This is a genomic window from Fructilactobacillus sp. YLN 2507 (genome assembly GCF_059614085.1).
The window spans coordinates 1278546-1297108 of sequence record NZ_CM184303.1; the positions used below are offsets into that span (position 1 = coordinate 1278546).

General features: G+C 35.3%; 10 protein-coding genes, 1 tRNA gene and 1 riboswitch. Of the genes, 3 read left to right on the forward strand and 8 right to left on the reverse strand.

The annotated features are described in order from the left end of the window. Nucleotides 1-888 carry a methylenetetrahydrofolate reductase gene (locus AC0GLY_RS06540; RefSeq protein ID WP_496611368.1) on the forward strand — a complete coding sequence of 296 codons (888 nt, stop codon included), beginning with the start codon at nt 1-3 and terminating at the stop codon, nt 886-888. 20 nt (nt 889-908) lie between these two features. Continuing rightward, nucleotides 909-1007, forward strand: a riboswitch (THF riboswitch). A gap of 43 nt (nt 1008-1050) precedes the next feature. Beyond that, nucleotides 1051-1587, forward strand: a complete 537-nt coding sequence (locus AC0GLY_RS06545) for a folate family ECF transporter S component (RefSeq protein WP_496611369.1) — start codon at nt 1051-1053, stop codon at nt 1585-1587. Between the two features lie 54 nt (nt 1588-1641). On the opposite strand, the gene AC0GLY_RS06550 is transcribed toward AC0GLY_RS06545, so the two are convergent. Next, nucleotides 1642-2934 (reverse strand): ABC transporter permease, encoded by a 1293-nt coding sequence (locus AC0GLY_RS06550; protein ID WP_496611370.1) that lies wholly within the window; start codon nt 2932-2934, stop codon nt 1642-1644. Between the two features lie 103 nt (nt 2935-3037). Between AC0GLY_RS06550 and AC0GLY_RS06555 the strand changes: the two genes are divergently transcribed. Continuing rightward, nucleotides 3038-3466, forward strand: a complete 429-nt coding sequence (locus AC0GLY_RS06555) for an Rrf2 family transcriptional regulator (RefSeq protein ID WP_496611371.1) — start codon at nt 3038-3040, stop codon at nt 3464-3466. An 85-nt stretch (nt 3467-3551) separates the two neighbouring features. Here AC0GLY_RS06555 and AC0GLY_RS06560 read toward each other — a convergent pair whose 3' ends face one another. The 7 genes from AC0GLY_RS06560 to hisS all read right to left on the reverse strand — a co-directional run bounded on the left by AC0GLY_RS06560 (nt 3552) and on the right by hisS (nt 18517). Beyond that, the gene (locus AC0GLY_RS06560; RefSeq protein WP_496611372.1) at nt 3552-7763 is read right to left on the reverse strand and encodes a mucin-binding protein; all 4212 of its coding nucleotides are present in this window, start codon (nt 7761-7763) and stop codon (nt 3552-3554) included. Nucleotides 7764-8016: 253 nt separating this feature from the next. Further along, complete coding sequence (locus AC0GLY_RS06565; protein ID WP_496611373.1) at nt 8017-14385, reverse strand: mucin-binding protein; 6369 nt, start codon at nt 14383-14385, stop codon at nt 8017-8019. Between the two features lie 179 nt (nt 14386-14564). Further along, a complete protein-coding gene (locus tag AC0GLY_RS06570) occupies nt 14565-15398 on the reverse strand; it encodes an amino acid ABC transporter substrate-binding protein (protein WP_496611374.1) in 834 nt (277 codons plus the stop codon). After that, entirely contained in the window at nt 15395-16033 is a 639-nt protein-coding gene (locus tag AC0GLY_RS06575) for an amino acid ABC transporter ATP-binding protein (protein ID WP_496611375.1), read from the reverse strand. Before AC0GLY_RS06575 ends, AC0GLY_RS06570 begins: the two co-directional genes overlap by 4 nt. Nucleotides 16034-16044: 11 nt before the next feature. After that, nucleotides 16045-16689 (reverse strand): amino acid ABC transporter permease, encoded by a 645-nt coding sequence (locus tag AC0GLY_RS06580; protein WP_496611376.1) that lies wholly within the window; start codon nt 16687-16689, stop codon nt 16045-16047. Nucleotides 16690-17134: 445 nt separating this feature from the next. Further along, a tRNA-Lys gene (locus tag AC0GLY_RS06585) sits at nt 17135-17207 on the reverse strand. A 122-nt stretch (nt 17208-17329) separates the two neighbouring features. Then, nucleotides 17330-18517, reverse strand: coding sequence for a histidine--tRNA ligase (gene hisS / locus AC0GLY_RS06590; protein ID WP_496611377.1), 1188 nt, complete (start codon nt 18515-18517; stop codon nt 17330-17332). Nucleotides 18518-18563 lie beyond the last annotated feature (46 nt).

Genomic DNA, 18563 nt, shown 5'->3' on the forward strand with positions numbered 1-18563 from the left:
ATGAGTTTAAAAGATATTTTTAATGAAAAAACTGTATTTTCTTTAGAAGTCTTTCCACCTCATACTATGGTGGGAACAGACCAATTAATTAATTCCCTCACCGGAATTAAAAGTATCAAGCCTGATTTTATTTCAATTACCTTAGGAGCAGGTGGATCCCAAAATAACGCCTCATTGGAATTAGCAGATAACATCCAAAATCAAGTTGGAATTCCAACCATGGCACATATTCCTGGGTTATACCGATCCCAAGCTGATATTACTAAATTGCTGGATGAATTAACTGCTCATGGAATCAAAAACGTGCTCGCTTTACGTGGTGACCGTAATCCTGAGCATGCACCCGTCGGAGATTTTCAATATGCATCTGAGTTAGCTCAATTTATTAGCAAACACGGTAACTTTGACATTGCAGGCGCTTGCTATCCACAAAAACATCCTGAATCAATTAATCTTGTAGATGACACCCTTCATTTAAAAGAAAAGATTAGTCAGGGGGTTAGCCATTTAATTACCCAAATGTTATTCGATAATCAGGCCTTTTATGATTTTCGGGAACGCCTTCAACTAGCTCAAATTGATGTCCCAGTTGAGGTTGGTATTATGCCTTGTACTAATCGAAATCAAATTAAACGAATTACAGAACTATCAGGAATTCCAATGCCTAAAAAATTTGTGGACATTATGGATCGTTATCGTAATAATCCAGAAGCGATGCGTGATGCTGGAATTGCATATGCAATTGATCAAATTGTTGACTTAGTCTCGAACGATGTCGATGGAATTCATCTCTATACAATGAATAATGCGGCAAATGCCCAACGAATTTGGGATGCAACCCATACATTGTTCGCAGAAACTAGTAATCGAACTACGGAACGAGTATAATTAATTTGTAACAAAAATTTATCGGAGTAGAGATTAGCGCGTTAAGTGTCGATGGAACGGAATGTGAACATCGGACGAAAAACTTCAACGTTTGCGGTGCTAATTTCGCATTCGCCACTAAGATCCGCCTTTTGGTGGCAGCTCCTGACAGGAGATGTCAAAATGGAAAGTTTCAAGAAGTGGGGTTTACGCCCCCTAAGTCTCAAAGGGATTAGCTATTTAGCCATTTTAATGGCCATTCAGATTGTCCTAAGTCGTTTAGTAATTGGGAATGCCAATGTACAGTTTGGTTTCGCTTTTATTATAGCTGCTTTAATTGGTCGGTGGTATGGACCATTTTGGTCAGTTGGAATTGCAATCATCGTTGATTTTATTTCCACGATGATTAGTGGTCAAGCCTATTTTATTGGTTTTGCCCTCTCAGCTGTTGTCGCGGCTTTGATTTACAGTTTCGCGTTTTTTCAACGTTCTAAAATTAGCCTAGTGAGAATTATTGTTGTCGTATTAACCATCACAATTGTAATTAATATCTTCATGAATTCTTATTGGGTTTCAATTTTGGCACATACTAGTTTCTGGTATTTCTTACCGATGCGATTAGTTAAAAACTGTATTTCCGCACCACTTCAAATTGGAATCTTATATTGGATCTTGAATAATAAGACAATTAATCGGATGCAACCAAAAGTATTTAAGTAAATGAAAACAACGTTGAATTTTAAAATTCAACGTTGTTTTTTATTTTATAATTGTTTAACTAACATTTTCGTTAATCTTAGTATGGTATTTCCGAACTGAACTAATTCCTAAAGCAATCAATCCTGCCACTAATCCCATGATGACTAATTTTAAATCATAATTGAATAATTTATCACGATTAACTCCTGACAAAATACTCATGTTAGCAAGATAGTTATATGGAAGTGGAAGAATCTGATAGAAGAACCGGTAAACCTTTGGTAATAAAGCCACTGGCATGATTGCTCCTGAAACTAAGGTTTGAATTAATGCAATTGGTAGATTAATTAATAATCCAACTCGCCCTAGCAATAAGGAGAAGATACTGACAAACTGGGCTGAGACAAATGTCATAAGCACATTTTGTCCGTAAATTTCAAAAGCAATTCCAGCTCCAATATTAGTTACTAGTTTAAAAGTCAAAATACTAATTATCGGTGCAAAAATCGACATTATTAGAAAAGCAGTTTCATAGAGCATAAAGGCTTTCAATCTACTGCTCCCTTTTAATAAAGCATTTTCAAATTCAGAAAATTCAAGAATTGAAGCTGCCATCACACTAATGAAACACCCCAAGGCTAACATCATTGTTCCTAAAACAATTGCAGGATTACTACTATGGTGATTACTAATGGTATACTCACTTGATTTAATTGGATTAGTAACTACATAATTCGCCGCTTTTTTCTTAGTAGCAGTCATCACTTGATCTGTAATTTGCTTTTGTAATTGTTGTTGACTAGCTGGACTAGTTGCAAGAGCTGGATTAGCCTGCAAAGCTTGTGCCATCTTTTCTTTAATTATTTGCGTTCCTTGAGTTTTCATCATCAAAGTAGTTAAAACTTTAATATTCCCTAACTGAGTAAATGTTTTATTCAAAGAATAATCAATTCCACTTTTAACCCGATTCACTGCTGACTCACTTGCGCTGTCAGAATACTTATTATTAAAATATTTGAAGTGAATTTGTTTACCTTGTTCAATGTCCCGAGTAGTATTTTTAGGAATATCAAGAACTAATAGAACTTTTTTGTCTTGTAAATCCTTTTTAGCAGTACTTAAACTAGAATATTTTTTCACTTTTGGGCTATTATGTTTATAATGAACTCCATCAGCAATATTATTAGTCATTTTTTTAGTTAAAGTTCCATTGTCCTCATTAACTAATGCCACACGTAAGTTATTTAAATGATCCTTTGAATGTTGATAACCTGGTAAATAAACAATTGCCATAATAAATTGATAAATAATTGCAAAAATAATGGCAGCAATTGTTAATTTACTAGTCATAAATTGTTTGAATGTCATAACTATCTTTCCCTTCTATTTTTTGTAATAATTAATTAACGATTTTATTTTTCGTCAAAAGCACGTAACATATATACTAACACAAACATAAGGAGTTGTAAAAATGATTCTTTTAAAAAGTTTTAATCAAATTATTTCAATTTTAATTTATTTTATAGAGCAAGATAATAATGAAAGTAAATACATTTCTAGTAAAGCAATTATAAAAGCCCTACCAAACTTATCCGCTGAATCAGTCAAAAAAAGTATCACTAAGTTAGTTAATGCTGGCATATTAGTTTCGGTTTCAGGCCCAAAAGGTGGATTTTCGCCTAAACAAAAAGTAAGTCTAAATGACTTATCTTTAGCTGAAATTTTTAAAATTGCTGAAGTGAATAATGATGTTATGATTATGCGTAAATTCGAAAATGATCTATTTAGCAAACATACTAATTCTCAAATCGTCGAGACAAAGATGAACGAAATTTTACGGTTAGCATCTAATCAATTTTTGCAAACCCTTGACCAATATAAATTAAAAGACATCTTATAAAAATAGCTTGTACTTTAGAAAAAACATCTTAAGTACAGGCTATTTTTGTGTTAGTTATTTATTTTAAAGAATTCAGTTTCTTTCATTAGTCTTCTTTTTTCTTTTTTAATCCTTTGATACCAAATAATCCAAGAAGTGAAAGTAAAATCGTCCCAATCATACTCATAAAACTAGTATTATCATTCTGCCCTGTTTGTGGCAAAGCATCTTGCTTCGGTGCTGCAGCTGGTTTAGCGGCAACTGCAGTTGGTTGTTCTGCTTTGTCAGAAACAATTGTTTGAGCTGGCTCAGCTGGTTTTTCTGGTTGTACTGGTGTTACTGGTACAGCTGGTTGACTTGGCTTTGCTGGTTCTTCCGGTTGCACTGGTGTTGTTGGTACAACTGGTTGACTTGGCTTTGCTGGTTCCTCCGGTTGCACTGGTGTTACTGGTACAGGAACTGATGTATAAGTTACTGTTTCATCTACGGATTGATCGGCTTTAATCTCATCAGTAACTGTCTTACGGTCTGCCGTGTATCCTGTGATTTCAGGTGAATCAATTGAAACTTCCTGATCAGTTGGAGTCCAATTATTCCATTCAATCTTTCCAGTAACGTTATCTTTATCACCAGTCCGAGTGAAATCAACCTTCTTAGTTACATCATCAGCGGCCTTTGTACCATTATCGTATTGGTAATGAACCGTCATTGAACCACTGGTTTCAGTTCCTTCACCGGTGGTTACTGCTGAATGACTGTGATCAAAGTGGACTGTATAAGTTTGTTTACCGTCGGCAAATTTTGCTGGAACATCACTACTTACTTCGTGATAGCCTTTACTTTCTAAATCAGCGATTTCTGCCTTAACTTTACTTTGATCAATCGGTTCACCAAACTTACCACTTAATTCGGTAGCTGATATTACTTTACCAGTAACATCATCAACGTAGTTGACTGTTGTTGTTTCAGCATCTGCTGCATAAGTTACCGTTTCTTTTGCTGCTTGATCGGCTTTAATCTCATCAGTAACTGTCTTACGATCTGCCATGTATCCTGTGATTTCAGGTGAATCAATTGAAACTTCTTGATCAGTTGGAGTCCAAGCATTCCATTTAATCTTTCCAGTAACGTTATCTTTATCACCACTCCGAGTGAAATCAACCTTCTTAGTTACATCATCAGCGGCTTTTGCACCATTTTCATATTGATAATGAACCGTCATTGAACCACTGGTTTCAGTTCCTTCACCGGTGGTTACTGCTGAATGACTGTGATCAAAGTGCACTGTATAAGTTTGTTTGCCGTCGGCAAATTTTGCTGGGACATCACTACGTACTTCGTGATAGCCTTTACTTTCTAAATCAGCAATTTCTGCCTTAACTTTACTTTGGTCAATTGGTTCGCCAAACTTACCACTTAATTCGGTAGTTGAAATTGTTTTACCAGTTACATCATCAACGTAGTTGACTGTTGCTGTTTCAGCATCTGCTGTATAAGTTACCGTTTCATTTGCTGCTTGGTCAGGTTTAATGTCATCAGAAACTGTTTTCTGGTCTGCTGTGTATCCTGTGATTTCAGGTGAATCAATTGAAACTTCCTCATCAGTTGGAGTCCAATTATTCCATTCAATCTTTCCAGTAACGTTATCTTTATCACCACTCCGAGTGAAATCAACCTTCTTAGTTATATCATCAGCGGCCTTTGTACCATTATCGTATTGGTAACTAACCGTCAATGAACCATTAGTTTCAGTTCCTTCACCGGTGGTTACTGCTGAATGACTGTGATCAAAATGAACTGTATAAGTTTGTTTGCCGTCGGCAAAGTTAGCTGGAACATCACTACCTACTTCGTGATAACCTTTACCTTTTAGTTCAGCAATTTCTGCCTTAACTTTACTTTGATCAATTGATTCGCCAAATTTACCACTTAATTCGGTAGTTGATATTGTTTTACCAGTTACATCATCAACGTAGTTGACTATTGCGGTTTCATCATTGAGTGCATATACATACGTTACATCTGGATTTTCGGTACTGTACGTTCCAGTTGTGTTTCCTTCAATCTTCTCTACATGATAGCCAGCAATTACTTTGGCTGATGTTTCATACTTTTCACCAAACAATCCTGAAAGATTATCACTTGGGGCTAAAGTATTTCCTTTTTCATCAACGTAGTTGACTTTCACTGTTTCAGCATCTGGGGAATAAGTAACGATAATTGGGGTATTTTCTTGTGAATTCCCACTAATTACTCCTTGTGCAGCTTCAGAATTTGGATGATATCCCTTTAAAGCTGCAATAGTTGGATAAGTTGGATTAGTAACATCAATTTTAGTTTGTGCTTCATTGACTGATTTCCAAGGTCCCCAAGTAACATTCATAGGATTTAAAGGATCACGTTCTCCTAATCTAGTAAAATCAGCCGATTGTGAATAATCGTTTAATCCTGGTACTTGACTACCATCAGAATACTCATAATGAACGGTACGAGAAACTGTTTCCTGATCAGTTACCTGCTGGTTAGCGTACAAAGTGACTGTAACCGTTTTATAACCGGGTAATTTAAGAGAATTTCTAGTCGCATAGGTGATGTTATAATTTCCAGTAGTTTTATTAATTAATGCGGTTTTTAAAGCCTGATAAGCACTATTTTTTTCAATTGAAATTGGGTCATTATTTTTCCCATCTTGAACATCAGTAACATCAACATTTGTCATTAAATAATTATCTAAATCAGCATCATTAAATGTATCAACATTAATGTTTTTGTTTCCTGCAAGAATCGTAGGGAAAAATCCACCACTATTAGTTTGATAATCAAAAGTCTCATCGATTGAATTGTTAGATACCGTTCCTTGATCATCGTGGTAACCAAAATTAACTTTGTACTTTTCATTTACATCTGGAGCAATAAAGTTCCCTGTAAATTGTAGGTATTGGATAGTAGCACCATCAGGAAACTGAATGCTTAATTTAGCATCGTTTTCATTAATTTGATTCAAATCAACTGAAACGCCAGGCAATAATTTGTTTAATTCTTCTAGAGTAACCCAAGTTCCAGCTGCTGATCCAGACCAACTTAATTCATATGGAGCTGCAGATGGCATTCCAAATCGTAATCCATTGAGATCAAAAGAAGCATGGCTTCCTTGAACTTCAACGGTATATGTTCGTTTAGTTAACGTGTTAAATGAAGAATCTGGATTGCCATTTGTAGGATAAGCCACATTTACCCAACTTGGTTCGTCACCTTTACTGGGATCAAATGTCGAATTAATATTATTAGTTGCAATCGGATTATTCGCTGTAGGGCCTTCATACTGATTTACATCAGCATAATTAAGGCCTGAAAGTAATGAGGGTGCTTGAACCCGATTGGGTGAAACGTTATTTGGAATTGGAATATACCCATAATAAAAACTATTCAACGGATAATCATTACCATTTTGTTGAAAAATGGAAGAAAACACAACTCCACAACCATTTGACGCTTGTTGGAACGGAACATTCAAATCAAACGTAAAGTAACCAGTTGTGAGTGTGATTTGTTTATCAAAAATATAGTCAACAGAACCTTCATTTTTATCTACTGACCAATGTCCATAATCTTCACCACCAGTTACTGTAATAGCATTCCAATTAATTGCGTTTTTCATTAGAGCATCACTACCAGCATCATCACTATGAGCAACATTAAATTTGATTCGATCACCAATATTAATATCAGCTGCAGTATTGGTAACATCAACAACATTTTTTACAGTTAACGTTCCAAATTGATTAAAATTATTATTTTCAGGTTTAGCGATTTCATCACTAGTAATTTCAATTCCGTTTGGCAAATTAGATTGATTATTAGTAGCATTAGATTGAATAACTGATTGTTTAACGTTTGATGATGGTTGATTATTATCCAAGCTATTTTTAACTACTAAATCATTTTTTTGATTCTGAGTATCATTGTCATTTGACGAAGTTTCTTTATCATTTTCTGTCACAGCTGTTAAATTATTTTGACTATCAGTTGGAACATCTGGAGTTTGCACAATATCATTGCTGTAACTAAGATTTACTTGTGGTGTAGTTTTAATTGATGCTGAACCATCATTATTATTCGAAGTATCAGTGTTTGTCGTCACATTCTTATCAGTCGAAACTTCACTAGTGTTTACATTTGATTGCTGGCTACTAGCATCAGCATTAGTCTTCAAAGAAGTCGCAAATGTTCCCATAATAGCAGTTGCCACTGCTGCAAATATCCATTGTTTCCCTGCTTTATACATTTTGTAATGTAATTTTGTATCTTGTTTTTTCAATATAATTTCCTCCTAGTTTTATTACAGTTAAATATTTAAAAAATTACAATTTAAACACTAGTCAATAAAATCATAAATTATATACTCAATAGTATCATTAAAAGTGATAGTAATCTATTGTTTATTTTTTCATTAAAACTTGATTTCAAAAAAACATTAATTATTTAAGACAAAAAATAGCTTATACTTTAGCAAAAAGAATTCCTTAGTATAAGCTATTTTTATTATCTATTTAAGCAAGCATAATCTTCTATTACTTTTTCTTCTTTTTAAAACCATTAATCCCGAAAATTCCAAGAAGCGAAAGTAAAATCGTACCAGTTATACTCATAAAACTAGTATTATCATCCTGCCCTGTTTGTGGCAAAGCATTTTGCTTCGGTGCTGCAGCTGGTTTAGCGGAAACTGCAGTTGGTTGCTCTGCTTTGTCAGAAACAATTGTTTGAGCTGGCTCAGCTGGTTTTTCTGGTTGTACTGGTGTTGTGGGTACAGCTGGTTGACTTGGCTTTGCTGGTTCTTCCGGTTGCACTGGTGTTACTGGCACAGCTGGTTGACTTGGCTTTGCTGGTTCTTCTGGTTGTACTTGTGTTGTGGGTACAACTGGTTGTACAGGAACAACTGTATAAACAACTTGTTTAACATCATGTTGATTAACTTGAATGTGTCCATTAACCCTTGGCTGATTAGTCGTCATCCCAAGAACTTCTGGTGACGTAATCTGATAATTAATGTCAGAAGTTGATTCCCAAGGATTCCAATTAATTTGATCAGTTACTAAATCTTTAGTTCCGGCTCTAGTAAACGGAACTTCAATGTTTTTAACAGGAGCAACTGGATGATTATTTAAATCAACATAATTTATGGTAATTGATCCAGTTGTTTGGTCAGTTACTGATATTACATTGTCAGCATAACTTACCATAATCGTCTGATTTTCATCAGGAGTTAATCTTCCACTAACCATCATTTGATCTGCAGTCCGATTTACAAGTAATGGCGTAATAACTGAATAATCTACCTCATTAGTAGGTGTCCAAACTCCAGTTTCAATGATTCTACCACTTATATCATCTTTAATAACTGATCTAGTAAATCCACAACTTTGCACATTTGTTGGGGCCACTTGATTACCTTGATGATCAACATAATTAATGGTTACTCTGCCCGTAGTATATTCAGTTGATGTTACTAAGTTAGCACGGTAAACCACTTGATCACCATGAGTTTCATTTGGCACTAAAGTCCCACGGACTTCGGCTTGGTCAGGAGTTTGGTTTGCTACTTCTGGTGACTTGATATCATAAGCAGCATCACTTGATTTCCAATCTTCCCAGATAATTTCTCCCGTTACCAAGTTCTTAATTCCATCTCTTGTGAAGTGAGCAGTGTGTGTTCCCTTTGCTGGTACTGTTGCTCCATCAGCTACTTCATACGTCACCGTTTCGTTTGCTGTTGCTTCATCATGAACAGCTTCGGTATTAGCATGGTAAACCACTTGATCACTATGAGTTTCATTTGGCATTAAAGTCCCACGGACTTCGGCTTGGTCAGGAGTTTGGTTTGCTACTTCTGGTGACTTGATATCATAAGCAGCATCACTTGATTTCCAATCTTCCCAGATAATTTTTCCCGTTACCAAGTTCTTAATTCCATCTCTTGTGAAGTGAGCAGTGTGTGTTCCCTTTGCTGGTACTGTTGCTCCATCAGCTACTTCATACGTCACCGTTTCGTTTGCTGTTGCTTCATCATGAACAGCTTCGGTATTAGCACGGTAAACCACTTGATCACTATGAGTTTCATTTGGCATTAAAGTCCCACGGACTTCGGCTTGGTCAGGAGTTTGGTTTGCTACTTCTGGTGACTTGATATCATAAGCAGCATCACTTGATTTCCAATCTTCCCAGATAATTTTTCCCGTTACCAAGTTCTTAATTCCATCTCTTGTGAAGTGAGCAGTGTGTGTTCCCTTTGCTGGTACTGTTGCTCCATCAGCTACTTCATACGTCACCGTTTCGTTTGCTGTTGCTTCATCATGAACAGCTTCGGTATTAGCACGGTAAACCACTTGATCACTATGAGTTTCATTTGGCATTAAAGTCCCACGGACTTCGGCTTGGTCAGGAGTTTGGTTTGCTACTTCTGGTGACTTGATATCATAAGCAGCATCACTTGATTTCCAATCTTCCCAGATAATTTCTCCCGTTACCAAGTTTTTGATTCCATCTCGCGTAAAGTGAGCTGTATAAGTTTTACTTGTTGGTGCTTGGATTCCATCGGCTACTTCATACGTTACCGTTTCGTTTGCCGTTGCTGTATCTTGTACTTTTTCAGTGTTTGGTGCAACCGTTACATTTACACTTTGTTCTTTTCCATCTGTAAAGGTGTAAGCTTCTGCACCTTTTTCATAATGATATCCAGATGGAATGTTGGTTAAAGTTGAGACTTCGTCTCCAAATTTTCCACTTACTTGCGCACTACTAATTGTATTTCCTGCATCATCTACATAATTTACAATAGCTGTTTCTGCATCTAGTGCATATACATAAGTTACTTCTGGATTTTCTATACTGTACGTACCAGTTATATTTCCTTCAACTTTGTATACATGGTATCCCGTAATTACTTTTGGGGTTGTTTTGTACTTTTCACCAAACAAGCCAGAAAGATTATCACTTGGTGCCAAAGTTTTTCCTTGTCCATCAACGTAATTGATTTTTACATTTTCTGTGTTTGGTGCATATACGTAAGTAATTACTTGTGTAGGATTATCAAGCTGTGCATTTGTAACATTAATATCTGTATTATCAGGTAACTTACTATCATCTAATGTATAACCGATAATATCCGTATATGGCGTAGCACGGTAGTGTACTGCAGAACCTGGCCAAATATCTAAAGTATCAGTTGAATGGATTTCATTTCCTTGCTCATCAACATATCTAATTTCAGCAACTTTAACCTTTTCAGTAGTTTGCTCCCAAACCCACATTCCAGGATGTGATTGATTATCCATTAAATCGGTATTACTTAATTTAATACCTGCAGGATTAGCATCAGTTCCATCCGCAACTAATTGCCAATCAAAACCAGTATAGGTTCCAATTCGATTACCTTGGGCATCTACGGGATAAATGCTTGGATTAGCACTTGGAAGATCGGCATTGTTAAGTACTGTATTAGGACCTAAGATTAATTTATTAACTCCAGATCCGGAAAACAAATTTTCCATATTGGAATCTTGATTCCCAGGATTAGAAATTCCCCGAGTATCAAAACCAGATAAATCTAACATCTTCAAATTTGAAGTCCCGTTGAACATCGCCCACATCTGTGTAACAGTTACAGGTAATTTAAAGGAAGATAAGTCAAGCGTCGTTAAAGAAGAGTTTCCATAAAAGGCAGCTCGGGCATCCGTTAATGAATCATTTGTCCAACCAGATCCCAATGTCAACGTCTTAAGACTTTTATCATTTAAAAATAAATTATGAATGGTAGTTACCTTTGGTGTTTTAAATCCAGATACGTCAACATCTACTAATAAATCATCATTAGCAAACATTGAAGACATGTCAGTCACATTTTCAGTACTAAAGTCTGGATTGTTCAAACCCTTAATTGAAGTTAAAACTGGATCATTATAAAACATGGCATTCATCGTTGTAACTTTATGAGTATTAAAATTAGACAAATCTAAATTTAATAATGATAAATCATTACTAAACATACCGCTCATATCCGTCACATTGCTAGTATTGAAATTACTTACATCAATACTTTCTAAAGATTGATCATTCCAGAATAAATTTTTCATACTGGTTACTTTACTAGTATCCCAAGTGTTCAAGCCTATAATTTGTTTAAGATTAGGAATATTAGCAAAAGTTGAATCTATATTTACTAAATTACTAGTATTCATTCCAGTGATATCAAGGATAATAAGGCTATCGTCACCAATGAACAAATTCGACATATCTATAACACGACTAGTATCTAGATGATTAAAATTTTTAATTTCGTTTAATTCACCACAACGAGCAAACATCCCCGTCATTGAAATTACATTACTGGTATTGAAATTATCTAAATCAATACTCGTTAAAGCACCATCATTTCCAAACATATCATCCATCGTAGTTGATTTACTAGTATCCAAATTTCCCATATGATCAAAACTTGTCACATTTGAGAAACAACTTGGTTCACCGTTACCAGTAGTACCCCTAAATAAGCCTTGTGCATCAATATCAGTTTCAACTTTGGTAGCGAAATCAACATGTTTTACACTTCCAGCTGCTAGTGGTAACTGTCCCCAAGGACCACCATCAACACTTCGTAAAGAACCACCGCCATCAAAAGTTAAAATTCCAGAATTATCGTCAAAAGTCCAAGGAGCACTTCCCCAAATACCTCTTTGAATATTGTCAGTAACGTTTACTTCACAAGTAAACGTTTTGTAATACCATCTATTCCCACCATAAAAAAAATTAGGACTACCATACCAATTATAAATAACATCATATTTTCTTGGGACGCTTCGCATACTATCTTCTGTAACTTGTTCACCACTGGTAGTTTGATATTTAACCGTTAATTCACCATTTGAAATGGCAGTCTGAATTTGTTCGGCAGTCATTGACGAACCATCTGAATTAATTAATGATTTAATTTCATCCTCAGGCTTCCAATTTTCCGCTTTATCAGAATTAATATTCCAATCATCATTAAGATTTCCATAAATTTCGATTGAATTAACTGCCCAAACCCAGATACCTTCATGAGATTGTCCATCCATTAAAGAAGACGACTTTAATCGTTGACCATTAGGAGCATAATCATTGCTATCCGTTGTATAAGGAGCATCTGGTAATGTTCCGCTTCCAAGCTCTTGCCATAACCCAGAAGTAGGTAAGTCAATGGTTGGTGGAATAATTGAACCAGTGATCATCGTACTTAACCCAGCAGTACTATTTAGTATCGTATTTTCACCTAAAATTAGTTGCCATAATCCAATACTAATAATATTTTTGTTAGCATCATAAGTTAATACAACCGTGTTCCCTAACATGTTAGTCATATCAGTTACGTTGCGCGTATCAAAGCTACTTAAATCAAGTGAGTTTAATAAGTTGTCGGTAGAAAACATTTCCTTCATATTGGTAACATTTTCTGTATTAAAATTATTCAGATTTAAGGCACTAACGTAAATATATTTAAACATAGCTTCCATGTTAGTAACATTTTCTGTATTAAAATTACTAACATCTAAACTAGTTAATAACTGATCTCCATTAAACATGTATGCCATATTCGTAACATTATGAGTATCAAGTTGTTCTAATCCCGTAATTTGTTGAATACCTATATTGGGAACACTATCATCGTCATAAGGACCCCCTGAAGTGTATAAACCACAAAACATATAACTCATATCAGTAACTCGACCAGTATTTTGGCCAAATTTTCCACCAACGTTTAAATATTCTAAATTTTCACAACTTTGGAAAATTCTGCTCATGCTGGTAACGTTACTGGTATCCCAACTGCTAAGATCCAAAGTCGTAATCATATCATCGTTATAGAACATAGCATTCATGTTTGTTACATCGCTTGCATCAAGTTTATCTAATCCATTAATGGTAGTTAGGACAGGCAACGACGTAAACAAATTAGTACTATCTGATGGTAATTTCATTTGGGCATTAACATCAATTTCTTTAATATTTTTCACAATTTCTGGATCAATGAAAGGACTACCATCTTCATCTCTCATTCCAAGAATACCAGAAGTATTAAGACTTAATTTATTACTTTCATTATCATATGACCAATCAACCGTTCCCCAAGTTCCGGTTAAAGCATCCGTAGCATTTTGTTCTACTACTAAAATCAAATTTCTATTTTTGGGGTCTTCAGCACTAACATCAGTATTAGTGATATCCATGGCTGTAGGTGTTGAATCTTTTAAATTATCACTAGGCACATCCGTTGAATTCAAATCAGATTCTTGTAATGAACTACTTTCAAAACTATTAGTAGTTTGGTCATTATTATTTGCTACAGAATTTGAATCTAACTGACTTTCATTTGTAACTTGATTCCATTCATTGGAATTTTCAGTAAAAATCGGAGTTGTACTATTTTCGTTTAACGGAGTTAAATTAGAATTCAATTGTTCATCTGAATTTTGATCTGAAATTAGAGTATTTTTAACTACTGAATCATCTTTTTGATTCTGAGCATCATTGTCATTTACAGTTGTCTCTTGACCTTGATCATCAGTTTCTGTCACAGCTGTTACATTATTTTGATTTTCGTTAGAAACAAGTGTCGTTGCTTGGTTATCAGAATCTTTGGAAGGGGTATCAATCGGATTGCTACTAATATTCACTTGTTGAGCTACTTCAATTGAAGAATTGTCATTACTATTACTTTGGGAATTATCAATTACTTTATCTTCATTTAATGTCTTGTTTGTATCTGAATTTGACGAGATATCGTTATCAGCATGGGTAGTCATGGTTGTTGCTGAAGTTCCCATAATTACGGTTGCTAAAGATGCAAATACCCATTGCTTACCAGACTTATACATTTTGTAATGTAATCTTGTATCTTGTTTTTTCAAAATCACTGCTCCTTACTTTGCTTATTCAAGGGTTTAAAAATATTTGAAGCTTAAATTGTCACGATTACCATCATAACCAAAAATTATACCTATGTATACAAAAATTATCAAAATTTTACATAAATAAAATATAAAAATAGTAGTTCAGCAATATATCACTAATCTACTATTTTTATATTTTATTTTCCTACGTTCGAGTCGCCAAAATATTTTTTAGATAATCGAGCTTCAGTTCCGTCTTGGTGAAGTTCTTCAATAGCTTTATTCAACTTCTCACGTAAAGTTTTGTCTTGTTTCCGTAATCCAACCGCATCGTAATCTGGTGGGAAATTAGTTTTAACTAGTTTCAAAGGTTCCTTTGAAGGATTGTGTGCTAAGTAATATTTAGCATAATCTCCATCAATTAACACAGCATTAATTCTGCCAACTTTAACATCATTAATCGCTTTATCAAAAGTATCATATTGAACAGGTTTAGTATCTAAATACTGCTTCAAAACTTTTGGATCTTGATTAAAATCATCAAAACCAACCGATCCTGATTGAACCCCTAGTTGTTTACCACGCATAGCTTGTGGTGTATTAATGCCAGAGTTCGCTTTGGTAAGTAAAACTTGATTATCTTCATGATATGGCTTGGTAAACGCAGCATGTTTGGCACGTTCAGGCGTCATCGTGTACCCATTCCAAATGGCATCAATGTGTCCCGTATTCAATTCGGTTTCTTTCATTGACCAATCAATCACTTGAAATTTTGGCTTTAAGCCCATTTTTTTAAATGCAGCTTTGGCCATTTCAACATCATAACCAATTAATTTACCATTTTTATCACGAAAGCCCATTGGCACAAAGGTATCATCGATTCCAATGGTAACCGTTTTTTGTTGGTGAACTTTATTCCAAGTATCGGCACGATGGGTTCCTTTATACCATACTCCGGCAATCACTAAAACTAATATCACTAGAATTAAAGCATTACCCAACCACTTAGGAAATTGTTTTTTCGTTTTCATCGTTCTACATCCTTTGAGAAATCCAATACTTTACCATTCAAACTTTGCGCAAATGGTAAATCATGGGTTACGACTAATTGGGTAGCGTTACGACTTTGTAATTTTTGAATAATTGAAGTTACTCGATCAGTGGAAGCTTCATCTAATCCAGAAGTGGGTTCGTCATAGGCTAAAACTCCTGGTTTCATCGCTAAAGCTCTCGCAATTGCCACTCGTTGTTTTTGTCCTCCAGATAATTCAAAGGGATAGTTATTTTGGTGTTCAGTCAAATCTAAATCAGCTAATAACTCTGAAGCAGTTTTAGTATAAGTAGCTTTTTTTTCTTTTGCTACAATTCGTGGCGCTAAAGTAATATTTTCGGTAACCGTATATTGGGGAAATAAATTAAAATCTTGGAAAATCACGCCAACTTCTGATCCTTGACGAGTTCCATCAATTGCAAGTTCTTTACCATCTAATTTAATTGATCCACTATCAGCAGGAATTAAACCGGCTAAAATATTTAAGAAAGTTGTTTTTCCGATTCCAGAAGGACCCACAATCGTTAACACTTCACCTGGGGCAACCGTAAAAGATAAATTTTTAAAAATAATTCTTCCATTATATGACTTAGTTAAGTTTTCAATTGATAACATTGTTTTCCCTCCTAACGATAGTAATTTAAGCGTTTTTCAATATAGCGCATAATTACAGTGAAAATCATAGTTAATAGGAGATAAAAGACCCCTACCAATAAATATGGTACCAAAGTTACATCTCGAGCCACATCAATCGTACCAGCTCGCATCAAATCACCTAGTCCAATTACATAAACTAACGAAGTGTCTTTAACTAAGTTAATCACTTCATTCCCAACTGATGGCATGACTGTCTTAATCACTTGGGGCAATGCAATGTAACGAAAAGTTTGAATTTTATTCATCCCTAACACTCTAGCCCCTGCATATTGACCAGCAGGAACGGCTTGAATGCCACCCCGGAAAATTTCAGCAAAATAAGCTGTATAGTTTAAAACAAAGGTTAAAACTGCTGCTTCAAACCGTGGTAAAACCGCAATATTAGCCAGACTTAAACCATAGTAGACAAACACGATTTGAAGCAATAGTGGAGTTCCCCGCATAATCGTAATGTAAATATTAGTAATCCAACGTAGTGCAAAAAAACGAGAACGTTGAGCCATTGAAACAATCACACCCAATGGCAAGGAGATAATCAATGTTAGAAAGAAGACTCCAAGAGTTAACTTCAATCCATCTAATAAACTGGGTAAAATCTCTAATATATAGTGCATGTTTATTCCTCCTTGAATTTATCACCAAAACAAAAAGTCCCCAAGTTATCAATTGATAACTTGAGGACGATTAGTTCGTGATTCCACCTCTGTTCAGCCTAGCATTGCTACTAGACTCTCAGGCACCTTGCGTTCTAGAATGCAGGGTGCGACATTTAACGACGTCGGCCGGATATAGTTTTGCTATATCAATGATCACGAGTGTGGTTCACCTACGCTACTGGTCACTTTTCAGCTACCGTGACTCTCTCAATCAGCACCAATAGGTTACTCTTTCGTTCATATCGTTAATTGAATTATAAATGGTATTTAATGAAATAGCAACACAAATTTTAAATTTTGTTAAGTTTTACATGAAATATCCAATGAATTAAGCAATTATTATTTGGATTTACAATATTAACTATTAAAAAAGAACGTTCGCAACGAACGTTCTTTTTTAATATGAGCAGTCAAGGACTTGAACCTCAATCTCACGGACAAAGAATCCGTTGCTCTAACAGTTGAGCTAACCGCTCGATTAACTTACAAATATTATTATAACAATCTAACAAGATTTCGCAAGGGTTATTTATAAATTAAATGCAAAAAAAACAACCAATTTTAAAAATTAGTTGTTTCTACTATATCAATATCAATGCTATTCAATTACCAAGGTATTTTTGGCATTTAACTTGTAAGCTTCTTTCTTTTGACTCTTCATACTACGCTCTTGGAAATTAACTTCGACTGTATAATCTTGATTGCGCAATTCAAAGGCTTTGGCTAAGGCTTGATCAAAAATTGCATTAATTTCAGTTGCACTCTTCCCTTTGGTATCAGTACAAATAAAGTAATCAATTGCATTTTCTTCATCATCAGATTTAACGACTGTCGCAAGTCGTTCCTCACCAAAAGCAAAGCCGACACCACCCATTTCAGGGCCGCCAAATTCTTGCACCATGTTGTTATAACGTCCACCGGCACAAATGGTCGTGTATTCATCACCGAATTCTGGTGCTTTAGCTTGAATTTCAAAAACCGTATCTGTGTAATAATCTAACCCCCGAACCAAGCGGTCATCGACAGTATAATCTACTTTTAAGATGTCCAAGGCTTTTTTCAAATCATTAAAGTAATTCTTGGAACGTTCATTTAGGCTATCTTCTAGCTTAGGCGCACCAGCCACAATCTTTTGGTCGTTACGATCTTTACTATCTAAAATTCGTAAAGGATTTTGTTCCAAACGACGTTGTGAATCGTTGCTAAGTTCATCCTTAAATTGTTCAAAGTACTTCACTAAAGTGTCTCGATAAGCATTTCGACTTTCGTCATCACCTAACGTATTTAGTTCCACTCTTAAATCACGAATATCTAGTCCTTGGAAAATGTCAATTGCTAAGCGAATTACCTCAGCATCAATTTGTGGACTAACAGCTCCGATACTTTCACAACCAATTTGGTGAAATTCCCGGTTATGAGTTGCTCCCGGACGTTCATAACGAAACATGGGCCCCATGTAGTAAAGCTTTACTGGCTTAGGATGTTCTGGACCAAAAAGCTTGTTTTCAACAAAAGAACGTACCATCCCGGCAGTTCCTTCAGGGCGAAGAGTAATGCTTCTTCCTCCCTTATCTTCAAAAGTATACATTTGTTTTGTCACAATATCTGATGAATCACCAGAAGTTCGGCTAAAAACTTCGGTCTTTTCCACCATTGGTGTTCTCATTTCAGCATAGTTATATCTTGAAAAGACATCGCGTGCAGTTCCTTCAATTCGTTGCCAAACGGCAATTTCGTTGGGGAGAATATCTTCCATTCCTCGTACTCGTTTGAATTTTCCGTCCATTATAATCCTGCTTTCTTGTTTAAATCGATTTACTTAAATTTTACCA